This window comes from Dyella sp. BiH032 (assembly GCF_031954525.1).
Lineage (GTDB): Bacteria > Pseudomonadota > Gammaproteobacteria > Xanthomonadales > Rhodanobacteraceae > Dyella_D.
Window position 1 is genome coordinate 1,363,957 of sequence record NZ_CP134867.1, and the last position, 15,884, is coordinate 1,379,840.

Below are 15,884 nucleotides of genomic sequence, written 5' to 3' on the forward strand. Positions count from 1 at the left end.
ACGGCTGGGCGCGGAAGTGTCGATTTGAATCGTTCTAAATCGAGCCTGTCAAACGGCGGCGCAACATGACAGGGTTTTTCTCGTCTCCACCGCGCGGCGAGCAGGCGCGCGATGGTGGGAACATGGCGGACGGGCCAAGGTGCACCGTCGATCGTCCGATGCGAGCCTTCGCGTCGCCGGACGAAAGGCACTTTCTTCCCGGAGAAAAGTCGGGCTGAAACGCGTGAACCCTCGGGCGACATCGTCGCTGTCGATTTCGCCGGCCGCCGTTCGTCGTTTCCACAAACGGTGCAAACCGCGCCAGCCCATCGACCCTGCAAGCGAGCCGAACATGACGAATGATGTTTCCAACGAAACCCACGCCGGGTACCACGACCGCCGGCGCTGGATCGCGCTGCTGGTGCTGTGCATGGGTGTGCTGATGATCGTGCTGGACACGACCATCGTGAACGTGGCGTTGCCCTCGATCAAAACCGACCTGAAGTTCACCGACACGTCGCTGGCCTGGGTGGTGAATGCCTACATGCTGGCCTACGGCGGTTTCCTGCTGCTGGGCGGGCGGCTGGGTGACTTGTACGGGCACCGGCGTTTCTTCCTGCTCGGCATCGCGCTGTTCACGCTGGCGTCGCTCGCCTGCGGCTTGTCGCAGACGCAAGGCTTCCTCGTCGCGTCTCGCGCGGTGCAGGGGCTTGGCGGCGCGGTGGTCACGGCGGTGGCGCTGTCGCTGATCATGGATCTGTTCACCGAGCCGGGCGACCGCGCGAAGGCGATGGGCATCTATGGCTTCGTCTGTGCGGGTGGCGGCAGTCTCGGCGCGATGCTCGGCGGCGTGCTGACCAGCACGCTGACCTGGCATTGGGTGTTCCTGGTGAACCTGCCGATCGGCATCGCGGTGATCGCGTTCGCGCCGCGGCTGCTGCCGGCGACCAAGGGCACGGACGGGTCGCGCCATCTCGACGTCGGCGGTGCCGTCACGGTGACCGCCGCGCTGATGCTGGCCGTGTACGCCATCGTCAACGGTAACGAGCTGGGCTGGACCTCGGCGCGCACGCTCGGCGAGCTGGCGGGCGCGGCCGTACTGCTGGCGCTGTTCTTTCTGATCGAGGCGCGCGTGCGCAAGCCGCTGATGCCGTTGCGTCTGTTCGTGAGGCGCAACATTGCGGTGTCAAACACGGTGGGCGTGCTGTGGGCGGCGGCGATGTTCGCGTGGTTCTTCCTGTCGGCGCTCTACATGCAGCTGGTGCTCGGTTACGGGCCGCTGGAAGTGGGCCTGGCCTTCCTGCCGGCCAACCTGATCATGGCGCTATTCTCGCTCGGCATCTCGGCGAAGCTGGTGATGCGCTTCGGCATCCGCAAGCCGTTGACGGCGGGACTGGTGCTGGCGGCGGTGGGCCTGTTGCTGTTCGCGCGCGCGCCGCAGGATGGAACCTTCGTGGTCGACATCATGCCCGGCATGGTCCTGCTGGGCCTGGGCGCAGGCATCGCGCTCAATCCCTTGCTGCTGGCGGCGATGGGCGACGTGGAACCGTCGGAGTCTGGACTGGCCTCGGGCCTAGTGAACACCGCTTTCATGATGGGCGGCGCGCTGGGCCTGGCGGTGCTGGCGAGCCTTGCGGCGGCGCAGACGGGCACGGCGCTGCTCGATGGCACCGAGCGTGGCGCGGCATTGCTGACCGGCTATCGCGCCGCCTTCCTCGCCGGCGCCTGTTTCGCGGCATTAGGCGCGGTATTGGGCGCGGTGCTGCTGCGGCCGCGCGAAGGCGAAGCCGCGGCAGCACCGGTGTCGGCGCATTGATCGAACAGGAGGCCTGTCATGGATCATCCGGTCGTCTCGCGCGATGCCTGGTGGAAGGCGCGCGTCGCTCTGCTCGAGCAGGAAAAAGCCTTCACCAGGCTCAAGGACGAACTCAGCGCGGCGCGCCGCCAGTTGCCATGGGTCGAGGTGGACAAGGTCTACGAGTTCGATGGCCCGGACGGACCGGTGACGCTGGCGGATTTGTTCCGCGGACGCGATCAGCTGTTCGTGAAGCATTTCATGCTGCCGCCAGGGCAGAAGGACCCTTGCATCGGCTGCTCGTTCGAGGTCGATCACCTGGCCGGCATCCTGGTGCATCTGGAGAACCACGGGGTGTCATACGTGGCGATCGGGCGCGCACCGATCGAGGAGATCGAGGCGCTGCGCCGCCGGATGGGCTGGACCTTCCCATTCGTGTCTTCCTATCGCAGCGACTTCAACTACGACTTCCAGGTGTCGTTCACGCCGGCGCAGATGGAAGCGGGCAAGGCCATCTACAACTATCGGGAGGTGGCGCCTGGAATGGCGGATTACTCGGGCGACAGCGTGTTCCTCAAGGGGGAGGATGGGCGGATCTATCACACGTACTCGACGTTCGGTCGCGGCGGCGAGCAGTTCCTTGGCGCCTACGGCTTTCTCGATGTCATGCCGAAAGGGCGCGGCGAGCATGGGCCGCATCACTCCTTGGGCGATTGGGTGCGGTTGCGCGATGCGTATGGCCGTGCCGAGCCAGGGTGCGGATGCGAGGGTACGTGAAGTAGCAGGGGGAGCACGGCGTCGTTCCGTGCTTCCATTTGGTTTCCGTCGCACCGTTTCCCGTCGAACTATTTCTCGATCCGGTAATTGAGGCTGGCGCGATTGAAATCCGTCGCGCTTTGCGCCTCGAAGTTCCAGCGGTGGCTGAGGCGATAGCGCAGGGTGATCACCTGGCCCGGTTCGAACAGGCCCACGCCGTAGCTGAGGTACAGGCGCGGCGAGAGGTACTTGCCGACGGTGAAGGCGGAGGTGCCGCCGAGCGCTTCGTTGCTGGACACGCCCACGTCGTCGATGCCGAGCTTGCTGCCGACGCTCTTGGCCAGCAGATCGCCGGCTGCCGAGCCCAGCGCCTGCGCCGCGGCGCCGACCATGTCGCCTTCGCCGCCCTTCACCTGCGACAGAGGCTTGCCGGTGATCAGGTAGGAGAGCGCGTCCGACTGCTCCATCACGGGGTTGGAGAACACTGTGAGCACCGGGCGCTGCGCGGTGCCGGAAACCATCAGGCCGACCTTCTGGCCTTCGTCGATGGTGGCGTTGGGGTTGAGCTTGCGCGCGGCGCGGATGTCCAGGCCGGGATTGTCGATCGGCGTGCTGGCGAACAGCAGCCGTCCCTGTTCGATCTGCAGGTTCTGGCCGTAGGCCTTGTAGATGCCGTCGACGGTGATCTGGCCCTGGCCGGTGGTGGCGCGGCCGGGGCGCTCGGTGACCGTGAGCGTGCCGCCCAGGCGGCCGTCGAGGCCGAAGCCGACCAAGTGCGTCTTGCGACCGAGGTCCACTTTCACTTGGGCGGTGATCGGCAGCGCGGCGGCCTTCTCGGCCTGTTGCTCCTGGTCGACCACGACGACGTCAGGTGAGGCCTTGGTCGCGCCGGCGCCGGGCAGCCGCGAGACGTCGATATCGGCGGTATCCAGTTTCACCGCTCCGCCGACGTTGATGCCCTTCGCGTCTTGCGTGATCTGCAGATCGGGCGAGAGCACGACCTTGGCGGATGGGATGTCGGCGGCGGTGAACTGGCTGCCCTTCACGTTGATGGCGGTGGTGGCGTTCTCGCCGACGCCGGCATGGCCGTCGATGCGCAGATCGCCCTGGCCGGAATGCACGCCGCCGCCGATCAGGAACTGCCTGGCATCGGTGGTGCTGACGGTGAGCTGGCCCTGGCTGAGCTTGAGGCCGGCGGAAGGCACTTCGGCGGCGAAGCCAGTGACGGCGGCCTGGCCGGACACCAGCGGCTGCGCGAGCGTGCCGCCGAAGCGGAAGCTGCCGTTGGCGGCGCCTTTCACGTCGGCGAGTTCGCTGGTGAAAAGCTCGACGAAGGCGAGGTCGTTGAGATGCAGTTCCAGCTGGCCGCCGAGCGCCTGCTGCGCGCCGTTCACGCTGACCTGGCCATCCAGCCGTCCGCCGTTGCCCAGGCTCGCGTGCAGCGTGGCGTTCTGGCTGCTGGGGCTGAGCTGGGCCTGCAGCGCGAGGTCGCGATAGGCGAGCAGCGGCTGGTCGGGATGCTCGACGTAAGTGACGGTGCCGCGCGCGGAGGTGATCGATGCGGTGCCGTTGAGTGCACCGGCCGCGTTGCGGCGGAGGTTGCCGCTGCCGCCGAGCGTGCCCTCGGCGCGCATCGGCAGGTCGGGGCCGGCAAACGTCATCAGCAGGGCGAGCGGCAGGTCGCGCAGGCGGTAGTTGGCGTCGAGATTGCCGGCCTTGTCCTGCTTGGCGGCGACGCACAGCAGCGGTTCGCCGGCGGTGAGGCACAGCTCGGACAGGCTTATCGCGCCGTCGTTGTAGGACAGCTGCGTGGGCTGCTGCAGCCGCCACGGCGGCAGGCCTTTGGCATCCAGATCGAGCGTCGAGAGCGAGCCGTTCCAGGCGTTGCCTTTCATGCCGCCGCCGAGCGCGATGCGGGTGGAGAGCTGGTCGCCCTGCGCCTGCAGCGTGAGGTTGTGGCGCGCGGAGATACCGTCGCCGCGCAGATCGATGCGGCGGAAGTCGAGACCGCCGAGCGTGGCGCGGCCGGTTTCCAGGTCGAGCTGGCCGCCGGGGTTGCTGAGGTCGGGAACCTTGGCGGCCAGGTGCAGGCTGTCGACGTGCTGGTCCGCATAGACGATGCCGTTGCCCTGCACCTTGCCGTCGAGCGAAAGGGCCGGCGCCTTGCCGCGCAGACGCAGGTCGCCCTGCAGGCGGCCTTGCGCATCCGGCAGCCAGTCACCGAGCGAGGCGATGGCCAGGTCGAGCTGGACGTCGTTGCTGGCGCCGGGCTTGGCGTCGAGCTTCACCGTGCTGCCGCCGGAGGCCAGGTCCAGCTTGCCGTCGAGCACTTGCGCCGGCGTGAGGTGCAGCTTGCCCTGCGCGCGCACGGAACGATCGCGCAGCGTGCCGGTGAGCTTGCGGATGTCCAGAGTGGCGTCGGGCTGATTCTTGGGAAGCGTGCCGGCGGTCGCGATGTCGAGGTCCAGTGCGCCGTTCCAGCCGGCGAGCAGCTGGCCGGGATCGAGCTTGTTCGCGGTGGCTTCCAGTTGCCAGGCCAGCGCGGGCTGCAGCGTGAGCGTGCCCTTGGCTTGCAGGCCGCCCTGCGGCTGCTTGAGTTCCAGCGTGTGCAGATCGATCAGCTTGGGCGTGCCGTCGAGATTGAGCGCGAGCTTGGCGAGCTTGCCGGGCGGGCCGATGTCCACGTCGCCTTCCGCGTGGAAGGCATCGGCGCTGCCGCGCGCCTTGAGGCTGCCCTGGCTGGCCAGTTCCTGGCCGGCGAGCGACGCGGGCAGGAGCAGGTCCTTCCAGGCGATGGACAGGTCGCCGCTGACCGGCTGCGCGTCGAGCTGCACGGTACCGCTGGCCTGGAGCTGGCCCTTGATCTGCGGCGAGCCGAGCGCGAGCTGTTCGAGCTGCAGCGTCTTGAAGTCGTCGCTGAAACGGGCACGCAACGGCTGCAGCAGCAGCTGGTAGTCATTGAGGTCGACCTTGCCCTGCAGCGTGCCGCCGTGGCGGTCGCCGCTGCCCTGGAGGGCGAGGCCGAGCGCGGTGAGCGAGCTGTCGCCCAGCAAGGGCTTGGGATCGAAGCGCGGCGCATCGAGGCGGGCGTTCCAGGCGTAGTCGCCGCTCTGTGCCGCGTCGAGCGTCAGTTGCAGGGCGGTGGGTTGGCTGAGCTTGAGGTCGGCCTTGATGCGCTTGCCGTCGCCATGGGCCTCGATGGTGCCGGCGTAGTCCACGTCGGCGATCTTCCAGGCGAAGCCGGCGCTGCCATCGCCTTTTTCGCCGGCTTCGATGACAAGCGCGCCGTTGAGGTCCGCATGGCCGTCCGGTGCGAGCAGGGAGAGCTTGCGCAGTTCGATGCCTTTGCCGGTCCATTGGCCGGCGAGGTCGAGGCGGTTGGACTGGAACAGCGGCTCGCCGTTCTGCGTGATGCGCACGGCGCCGACGTGGACGTTGTCGAGCACGATGTCCAGTGGCTGCTGCAGCGAGAAGCTGCTCTGGCTGGGAGGTTCGTCTTCCTTGGGGGCGGGCAGGGCGACGTCGACGCCTTCGACGTTCAGGTCCAGCACGTGCGCGCGCTTGCGCAGCAGCGGCCACACGCGCAGGTCGAGCGCGGCATCGGCCACCTTCACGTCGAGGCCCTGGCCGTCCGCATAGCGCACGCCCTGCAGACGCAGCGGCCCGATCAGCCGGCCTTCGGCGTGCTGCACGGTGAGCGCCCCGCCGGTGGCCCCCTGCGCGCGGGCGAGCGCGAAGCGCAGGCCGGGTGCGCTGCCCAGCAACCACCACAGGGCGGCCACGAGCACGAGCAGCAGGATGCCGAAGGCGAGGGCGATGCGCTTGAGCCAGGTCTTCATTGGTGCTCCTCCCGTCCGCCGCTCACAGGTCCGGCCCGATCACGAGGTGCAGTTGCACGCCGTGCTCGCGCTGGTCGCGGATGGGCGTGCCCAGGTCCACGCGGATCATGCCCACCGGCGACAGCCAGCGCAGGCCGAGGCCGGCACCCAGGCGCGGGCGATAGTCGGTGCCGTTGAAGGCGTTGCCGGCGTCCACGAACGCCGCCATGCCCCAGTTGCGGGTGAAGTAGTGCTCCACTTCGGAGCTGGCCACCAGCAGGTTGCGGCCGCCGATCACGCGGTCGTAGCTGTTGCGCGGTCCGATCGCCTGGAAGCCGTAGCCACGCACCGAACGGTCGCCGCCGGCGAAGAAGCGCAGCTGCGGTGGCAGCGCATCGAAGTCGTTGGTCCAGGTATAGCCCACACTGCCGCGCAGGATGAGGCGATCGCGCCGCGTGAAGGCGCGGATCCATTTCGCGTCGGCGGCCACCTGGCTGAAGCTGGCGTCGGAGAGCAGGGTGCCGACGGTGCTGCGCGCATAGATGTCGATGGACCAGCCGTTGCGCACGAAGGTGGGGTTGTCGGCCTTCTTCTTCGACAGCGAAGCCTCGGGATAGAACAGCGTGCTGCGGCCGCGCTCGATGCCTTCGGCATCGTCGTTCTCGCCGGCCTGCTTGCCCACGGTGAAGGTGCCGGACAGCGCGTGCACCCCGATGGTGCGGGTCCAGCCGTGCCACAGGCGGCTTTCGTTGGCGACCAGTTCCAGCGTGCGCGACTTGGAGGTGGTGGTGTCGGCGTCGCGGAAGTTGGCGCCGAAGTTGAAGGAGCGCTGGTTCTCGCCGGGCATGGGGATGGAATACAGCGTGGACAGCGTCTTGAGCCGCTGTGCCAGCACCAGCTCGTTCTTCCACTTGTGCCCTTTGCGGTTCACCCAGCGGCGCTCCATGCCGGCGCGCACGCCGCCGCCCGTGTCGGTACCGACGAAGGGGCCGCCGGTGTAGATGGTGCGCTTGGCCGGCGCGAGCTGCACGGTGACGTCCACCACGCCTTCCTTGGCCTCGTCCACGTCGGGCAGCACGTTGACGACGGAGAAGTAGTCGGCACCGTTGAGCGCCTGCTGCAGCTGCAGCAGCTGGTCCTGCTGGAAGTAGTCGCCGCGCTTGAATGGCACGTAGCGCTGGAGAAACCCCTCCTTGAACTGCGAACCCTCGAAGCGCACCTGGCCGTAGCGATAGCGCTGGCCGGCATCCCAGGCCAGCTCGATGCGGGCGCTGCGCGCACCGCGATCGACTTCGACGCGGTGTGCGGTCAGGCGTGCATTGAGGAAGCCGTTGGCAGTGAGCGCGGCGGAAAGCGCATCGCGCGACGCATCGTAGGTGCCGTGATTGAGCTGCTGGCCCTTGAGGCGTTCGATCGCGCGCCTGGCGCGGCGGATGGCGGGGATCTGCGCGGCCTTGTCGTCCAGCGTGACGTTCGCGGCGGTGACCATCACGGGCTCGCCCGGCTTCACGTGGAGCGTCACGCGCCAGTCGGCGCCGACCTGTTGAATGTCGCCGGTGGCGGTGGCTTCGTAATAACCGTAGGGCTCCAGCGCCGTGCGCACCTGGTCCGGCGCGCGGTCGAATAGCCGCCGCACCTGGGCGTCGCTCACCTCGCGATTGGCGTACTGGGAGAGTTCCACGCCGGCGATGACGGGGCCCTTGAGCGTGTCGTCCACGCCGTCCACCACCAACTGCACGCCGGCCCGCGCGAACGGGGACAGCAGCAGGAGCAGCGGAAGGGCGGCCAGGCCCAGGCGTCGTTGTCGGCGCATGCGTGGGTTCCATCCATTGGGGCGGCAGGCGAGCGCGTCGCCTTGCCGGAGCTTAATGGTTGAAAGCTTGACCGCAAATGGACGGCGCCATTTCTCGTACGGGGACGAAAAATGGCGCAGGAAGCGTCGGCCTGTGGCTTCGCTGGCCTCAGCCGGCCTTGTCGCCGGCCTTGTGCGCGATCCACGCGCCGACCACCGCGGAGACGTACGGGATGGACTGCGCCGCCAGGATGAACATCCACAGCGTGCTTTCCACGTACTGCGTGCCGTAGCCCTTGGCCATGCCGACCACGCACAGCAGCAGCGCGATCGCCATCAGCATCTCCTCGCGCACCGGCGCGAAGGCGGCGAAGTTGCTGCCGCCGAGGCGCCGGCTCTTGGCCGTCACCACGAAAGACGTCTTCTCGCGGGTCAGGCCGTGCAGGATGCCGCGCGCGATCGCGTGCGACAGGCCCATGCTGGCGAGCGAGGCCATCAGTGTGTCGTACCAGCCGCAGGGAACGCGGGCGCGGTACAGCACGATGCCGAAGATCGCCTTGGCGAAGAAGAACCCGATCACCGGAATCAGGAACAGCTGCATCGGCAAGGTGAAGAGATTCGGCGCGGCCACCATGCCGGCGGTCCAGAAGATCGCCATCAGCGTGAAGATCAGGTGCAGCGCATCGGCGAACCAGCTGAACCAGCCCGTGAGGAAGTGGAAGCGCTGGCCGGCGGAGAGCGGACCCTTGCGCGTCATCCAGTCCCAACGGCCCTTCAGGATCTGCATGGCGCCGAACGCCCAGCGATAGCGCTGGCTCTTGTACGCCTTGAAGTCTGCCGGGGTCAGGCCCTTGCCCATCAGCTCGTCGACGTAGACCAGCTCGTAGCCGGCGTGCATCAGGCGCAGGCCGAGCTCGGCGTCCTCGCAGATGGTCCACTCGGACCAGCCGCCGGTGCCCTCCAGGGCCGAGCGGCGCACCATGGTCATGGTGCCGTGCTGGATGATCGCGTTGCGCTCGTTGCGGTGGTGCATGCCGATGCGGAAGAAGCCGTCGTATTCCCACGCGGTCATGCGGCGGAAACGGTTGTGCTCGAAATCGCGGTGCGCCTGCGGGCACTGCACCACGGCCACCTTCGGGTCGTGGAAATGGCCGGTAAGTGTGGCCAGCCAGTCCGGACGCACCACGTAGTCGGCATCGATCACCGCCACCACGTCGGCGCGCGGGTCGGTTTCCTGCAGGCCGAAGTTCAGGGCGCCGGCCTTGAAACCAGGCCAGGGTTCCAGATGGAAGAAGCGGAAGCGGTGGCCGAGCTTCTCGCAGTACTCCTGCACGGGCTTCCAGATGGCCGGGTCCTTAGTGTTGTTGTCGATCACCAGGACTTCATAGTTCTCGTAGTCCAGCTCGGCCAGCGAATCGAGCGTGACGATCACCATCTCCGGCGGCTCGTTGTAGCAAGCCAGATGGATGGACACGAACGGCTGCTTGGCCGGCGGGTCGGGGCGCAGCATGCCGGCATGGCGCACCCACGAGCGGCGCCACAGCACCTCGGTGAATTCGAAGCCATTGATCAGCAGGATGGCCAGGATGGCGATCTGCGCCGGGAACAGCAGGACCAGCATGGTCCAGTCAATCCAACTCAGGTAGAAGTTGAAGGGCAGGGTGGCGGACCAGACCACCAGGCCGCAGGCCAACTGGATCAGCGCCGCGAAGAAGAACCGGCCCATCAGCTTGAAGCGGGTGAAGCGGCGGGCGAACCAGATCATCGGCAGCAGCGCCAGCAAGCTGGCGGCCAGCGCCTTCCACGGCCAGCCGGTGTCCTCGGTCACCGGGCCGGTGAACGGGAACTTGGACTGGCGGTCGGCATTGAACATGCCCCAGTACGCTTCCGTGCGGCCGGCCAGCTTCTCCTTCCACGGCTGGTCGAAGGCTTCCATCACGTAGTAGTCGATGTGGCCCTTCTTGGCCATGTTGAACCACTGGCGCAGGAAGATGGCCTCGTCGGACACCGACGGCTGCGCGTACTTGAAGCGATCGCCATTGGACGGCCAGCCGATCTCGCCGATCACGATGTGCTTGTTCGGGAACATCTGCTGCAGCGCGCGGTAGCTGTTCAGCGCGTCCTTGACCGCGTCGGCGCGCGGGATGCCGTTCCAGTACGGGAACAAGTGGACGGTGATGAAGTCCACATGGTCGGCCAGCTCGGGGTACCTCGCCCAGATGTGCCAGGGCTCGGCGATGGAGACCGGCTGCTTGAGCGCGGCGCGTGCGCGGTCGGCGTAGGCCATCAGCTGTTCGGGCGTGACGTCGCCGCGGAACAGCACCTCGTTGCCCACGATCACGCGGGTGATGGCGTTGGGGTAGCGGCGGGCCTGGGCGATCAGCGCCTCCAGCTCCAGCTCGTTGTTGTCCAGGCGGCGGTCGATCCAGGCGCCGGCCAGCACGTCCAGGCCATCGCGCTCGGCCAGGCGGTAGACCTGGGGATTCTGCAGGGTGGAATAGGTGCGGATGCGGGAGGTGTAGCGGCTGAGCAGCTTCAGATCGCTCTCGATCTCCTCCTCGCTGGGGAAGTCGTTCTTCAGCGGGTTCTGGTAGCGCTGGAAGGCGGAAAGGGCAAAGCCGCCGATGGGGCCTTTCCAGTCTTCGGGGCCGTGCGGGAGATTGCTCCACCACCACAGGCCAATGTTCATGGCCGCCACGATCAGCGCCAGCAGAATGGCTGAAAGCAACGGGTGCCGGCTGGTATGGGTGGCTGCGGCAGTGGCGCTCAAGAACGATCCCCGTGGTTGCCTCTCACACGAGGCGCTAAAGCCTGGGGAGCTTACCGAGCCCGGGCGGCAGGCTCAATAAAGGTTTGCCCCAGGTGGTCAGCGCGAGGTCAGGGGCCTCCAACCCTCTCCCCGCCGGGGAGAGGGTTGGAGCGAGGGGGCGGAGCCTGGAAGCGGGAGCGGTCAGCGGGACGCATCGTCCCTCTTTCTCGGCGAGCCCCGGCCGTCATCTCCAGTGACCGAAGGAATCCTGGGCGATCAGCATCTTCTCCCCGAGGGGAGAAGATGCTTCACATCCGGCTTACTTCAACAGCGAACGCAGCATCCAGGCGGTCTTCTCGTGCTCCTTCAGGCGCCCGGTGACCATATCGGCGGTGCCCTCGTCGCCGGCCGCGTCGGCGGCCTTGATGGTCTCGCGGGCGGTATGGGCGGCAATCTCGTGGCCTTCGACCAGTTGCGACACCATATCTTTCCAGTCCGGCACGCCGGCTTCTTCCTTGATGGTGGTGAGCTTGCCGAACTGGCTGTACGAACCCGGCGCGAACACGTCCAGGGTGCGGATGCGCTCGGCGACCTCGTCGGCGGCCAGCCACAGCTCGTTGTACTGGGTCTCGAACATGGCGTGCAGGCTGTTGAACTGCGGACCGGTGACGTTCCAGTGGAAGCTGTGGGTCTTCAGGTAGAGGGAGTAGGTGTCGGCCAGCAGCTTGGACAGGTGCCTGGCGATCTGTTCGCGGTCCTTCTTGGCGATGCCGATGTCGATGGCCATGGAATGTGCTCCTTTACCCGTGTGTGGAAAAACCTGCCGCGAGCTTAGCCGGGCCGTACGTTAGGAAGAAATGAAACCTTCTGATGTGTTCCATAGCCGCGGGCTATCGGGTATGGCCCCCACATTCGTTAGAATGTGCGGCCCGATGAGCGACACGCCTGCCCCCCGTCCCCCTTCGCCCGATGCCCGCCTGCGCATGCTGCGCCGCGCGATCGATGGAGTGTGCAGCCGCGATGTCGGTCGCCTGCTGGGGCGGTGGCGCGGCCTTTCGCGCCGGCCCGACGAGGCGAAGCTGGAGGCGCTGGCCGCCGACATCGAGCGTTCCGCCGCGAAGCGCCGCGCCCGCGCGGAAGCGAAGCCGCCGATCCGGCTGGACGAGTCGCTGCCGATCAGTGGCCGCGCCGAAGAGATCGTGAAGCTGATCCGCCAGCACCAGGTGGTGGTGATCGCCGGCGAGACGGGCTCGGGCAAGACCACGCAGTTGCCGAAGCTGTGCCTGGCCGCCGGCCGCGGCGAGGCCGGCATGATCGGCTGCACCCAGCCACGCCGGCTGGCCGCGCGCTCCGTGGCGCGCCGCGTCGCGGAAGAGCTGGGCACCCAGCTGGGCGACCAGGTCGGTTTCCAGGTGCGCTTCAACGACCAGGTCTCCGAGCGCAGCCTGGTGAAGTTCATGACCGACGGCATCCTGCTCGCCGAGACGCAGGGCGATCCGTGGCTGTCCGCATACGACACGATCATCATCGACGAAGCGCACGAGCGCAGCCTCAACATCGATTTCCTGCTCGGCTACCTGAAGCGCCTGGCGGCCAAGCGGCCGGACCTGAAGATCATCGTCACCTCGGCCACCATCGACACCGAGCGCTTCGCCGCGCATTTCGACGGCGCACCGGTGGTTTCGGTGGAGGGCCGCGCCTATCCGGTGGAGGTGCGCTGGCGCTCGCTGGACGAGCTGGGCGAGCGCCGCGGCGGGCGCGACATGCAGCAGGGCAGCGCCGAGCACGTCGCGGCCGTGCTGGACGAAATCACCCACGAGGATCCGCGCGGCGACGTGCTGGTGTTCCTCCCCGGCGAGCGCGAGATCCGCGACGCGCACCTGCTGTTGTCGCGCCGCCAGTATCGCGAGACCGAGATCCTGCCGCTTTACGCGCGCCTTTCCGCCGGCGACCAGGACCGCGTGTTCAAGCCGGGGCCGAAGCGCCGCGTGGTGCTGGCCACCAATGTGGCCGAGACCTCGCTGACGGTGCCGCGCATCCGCTACGTGATCGATTCGGGCCAGGCGCGCGTCAAGCGCTACAGCCAGCGCAGCCAGCTCGAACGTCTGCATGTGGAGCCCATCTCCCGCGCCGCCGCAGACCAGCGCAAGGGACGCTGCGGTCGCGTCGGGCCCGGTACCTGCTATCGCCTCTACGACGAGGCCGATTACGCGAGCCGCGCGGGCTATACCGATCCGGAACTGCTGCGTTCCTCGCTGGCGAACGTGATCCTGCGCATGCTGTCGCTGCAGCTGGGCGACGTGGACGAGTTCCCGTTCCTGGAGGCGCCCGATCCGCGCGTGGTGGCCGACGGCTACCGGCGCCTGGCCGAGATCTCCGCGATCGACGAGCAGCGCCGGCTGACGCCGGTCGGCCGCACGCTGGCAAAGCTGCCGATCGACGTGCAACTCGCGCGCATGCTGGTGGAGGCGCAGACGCTCGGCAGTCTCCACGAGATGTTGCTGCTGGTGGCCTTCCTCAGCATCCAGGATCCGCGCGAACGCCCCGCGGATGCGCGGCAGCAGGCGGACGCCGCACACGCGCAGTTCGCGGACCCGCGGTCGGATTTCGCCGGCGTGCTCAACCTGTGGCGCGCGTACGACGGGGCACTCCAGGAGCTGACGCAATCCAAGCTGCGCGACTGGTGTTCCCGGCACTTTCTCAGCTTCATGCGGATGCGCGAGTGGCGTGAGTTGCACCGGCAGCTGTTGCTGGTCGCCGAGGAATTGGGGTGGGATCACACTGCTTCCTCGTCTCTCCGGAAAGAGAGCCGGGATGAAGGGCCACGGGGGCCGAAGGGTTCGGCCGTGCCCCAGGCAAAAAGGCACGCTCCGAACAAGCGTTCCGGCGAGCCCCGGCCCCTCGGCCCGGCCCACTCCCCGGCGGGGAAAGGGCGTGATGGCGAGGGCGATGATCAGCGCCTCTACGAGGCCATCCACCGCAGCCTGCTCGCCGGCCTTCCCACCCAGGTGGGACACAAGGACGAGAAAGGCATCTATCGAAGCACGCGCGAACGGCGCTTCCAGGTGTTCCCCGGTTCGGCCCTGGCGAAGACGCCGCCGAACTGGATCTTCGCCGCCCAGATCCTCGATGTCGGCGGCAAGGTGTGGGGCATGATGTGCGCACGCGTGGAGCCGGCATGGATCGAGCAGCAGGCAGCGCACCTGCTGAAATCCAGCTGCCGCGACGCGCACTGGTCGCGCAAGCGCGGCACCGTGGTCGCGTACGAGCAGGTGAGCCTGTTCGGCCTCACTCTGGTAGAGCGCCGCCCGGTCACTTTCCAGCAGCAGGACCCCGCGCTCGCGCATGAGATCTTCGTCCGCGAGGCGCTGGCGCGCGTGGACATCGATGCGCGCGCCGATTTCGTGCGCGCCAACCAGCGCGTGCTGGAGGATGCCCGCGGCATCGAGGCGAAGCAGCGACGCGAGGGGCTGATCCGCCACGAGGGCGAGCTGGCCGCTTTCTTCGAGGGCAAGCTGCCGCAGGACATCGCCAGCAGCCGCGCGCTGGATGCCTGGTACGGCCGCGCGCGCCCCGCCGAGCAGGCCGCGCTGCGCTGGTCGCTGGACGACGTGATGGCCGGTGGCGCGGGGCTGGATCCGAAGGCGTTTCCGGCGTCGCTCGACCTCGCGCCGCAGCGTTACCGGCTGGAGTATCGCTTCGTCCCTGGCGACGAGGCCGATGGCGTGACCCTGCATCTGCCGCTGGCGATGTTGAACGCGCTACCCGCCGCCCGCTGCGAATGGCTGGTGCCGGGCCTGCTGGGCGAGAAGGTGGCGGAGCTGATCCGCGGCCTGCCCAAGCCGCTGCGCCGCAATTTCGTGCCGGCCCCGGATTTCGCGCGCGCCTTCGTCGAGGCCGAAGCGCCCCGCGATGAGCCGCTGGCCAAGGCCCTGGCCGGCTTCCTCAAGCGCACCACCGGCGTGGACATCGCCGCGGCCGAATTCGATCCGGCCGCGCTGCCGGCGCACTTCCGCATGCGCTTCCGCCTGCACGACGAACAGGGTCGCACGCTGGCCGCCGGCCGCGACCTGGACGCCTTGCGCGGGCAGTGGGAAGGACAGGCGCGCGAGGCTTTCTCGCGCAAGACGGACCTGGAGCTCGTCCGCGAGGACGTCACCAGCTGGGACTTCGAGGACATCCCCGCGCAAGTGCGTTCCGAGGGTGGCCTGATGGCGTTCCCGGCGCTGGTCGACCTCGGCGATGCGGTGGCGCTGCGCGTGTTCGAGCGCAGCGACGAGGCGCGCGAGGCGCATCGCGGCGGCGTGGTGCGCCTGCTGCGCCATGCGCTGGCCGCCGACATGAAGCAGACCCGGCGCCGGCTGCCGGTCGGCAATCCGCTGGCGCTGAAGTACGCGCCGCTGGGCAGCGTCGACAGCCTGCGGGATGACCTGGCCGAGGGCGGCTTCGCCGACCTGCTGGGGCGCCACGCGCTGGACGTGCGCACCGCCGGCGCGTTCGAGGCGCTGCGCGCGCAGTGCTCGCGCGAGCTGTTCGCCGCGGCAGTGGAGCGCCTGAAGCTGGCCGAGCCGATCATCGAGGCACAGGCGGACCTCAAGCCCTGGCTGGAGCCGCCGCTGATCGGCTTCGCCCGCGCCAGCTACGACGATCTGCGGGAACAGCTGGTCCATCTGCTGGAGCCGGGTTTCCTGCGCGAGTTGGCGACATCGCGGCTGGCGCATTTCCCGCGTTACCTGAAGGCGATGCGCCTGCGTGCCGAACGCCTGCGGCAGGATCCGGCGAAAGACCAGCAGCGCATGCTGCAGGTGTTGCCGTACTGGCGCGAGTACCTCAAGCACCGGGCGGCCGGCGCTGGCCCGGCCGCGCTGGCGGAGCTGCGCTGGCTGATCGAGGAGTGGCGCGTCTCGCTGTTCGCCCAGGAACTGAAGACCGCCGAGCCGGTGTCGGCGAAGCGGCTGGCCCGCGCGCTCGAGGCCTTGGGCTGACGTAGCGGCG

At 68.1% G+C, this 15,884-nt stretch carries 7 protein-coding genes; 3 read left to right on the forward strand and 4 right to left on the reverse strand.

Annotated features, from left to right (window positions below):
* Nucleotides 1-331 precede the first annotated feature (331 nt).
* Nucleotides 332-1,795: an MFS transporter gene (locus tag RKE25_RS05910; protein ID WP_311841327.1), complete on the forward strand. Its 1,464-nt coding sequence runs from the start codon at nt 332-334 to the stop codon at nt 1,793-1,795.
* Nucleotides 1,796-1,813: 18 nt separating this feature from the next.
* Entirely contained in the window at nt 1,814-2,551 is a 738-nt protein-coding gene (locus RKE25_RS05915; protein WP_311841328.1) for a thioredoxin family protein, read from the forward strand.
* 68 nt (nt 2,552-2,619) lie between these two features.
* Here RKE25_RS05915 and RKE25_RS05920 read toward each other — a convergent pair whose 3' ends face one another.
* From RKE25_RS05920 to RKE25_RS05935, 4 genes are all read right to left on the reverse strand, one after another.
* The gene (locus RKE25_RS05920; protein ID WP_311841329.1) at nt 2,620-6,369 is read right to left on the reverse strand and encodes a translocation/assembly module TamB domain-containing protein; all 3,750 of its coding nucleotides are present in this window, start codon (nt 6,367-6,369) and stop codon (nt 2,620-2,622) included.
* A 22-nt stretch (nt 6,370-6,391) separates the two neighbouring features.
* Nucleotides 6,392-8,161: an autotransporter assembly complex family protein gene (locus tag RKE25_RS05925; protein WP_311841330.1), complete on the reverse strand. Its 1,770-nt coding sequence runs from the start codon at nt 8,159-8,161 to the stop codon at nt 6,392-6,394.
* Nucleotides 8,162-8,309: 148 nt separating this feature from the next.
* Nucleotides 8,310-10,910, reverse strand: a complete 2,601-nt coding sequence (locus RKE25_RS05930) for a glycosyltransferase family 2 protein (protein ID WP_311841331.1) — start codon at nt 10,908-10,910, stop codon at nt 8,310-8,312.
* 298 nt (nt 10,911-11,208) lie between these two features.
* Nucleotides 11,209-11,676: a Dps family protein gene (locus tag RKE25_RS05935; RefSeq protein WP_311841332.1), complete on the reverse strand. Its 468-nt coding sequence runs from the start codon at nt 11,674-11,676 to the stop codon at nt 11,209-11,211.
* 145 nt (nt 11,677-11,821) lie between these two features.
* Here RKE25_RS05935 and hrpA point away from each other — a divergent pair, with 145 nt between their 5' ends.
* Nucleotides 11,822-15,874 (forward strand): ATP-dependent RNA helicase HrpA, encoded by a 4,053-nt coding sequence (gene hrpA, locus RKE25_RS05940; protein ID WP_311841333.1) that lies wholly within the window; start codon nt 11,822-11,824, stop codon nt 15,872-15,874.
* The last annotated feature ends 10 nt before the right edge of the window (nt 15,875-15,884 follow it).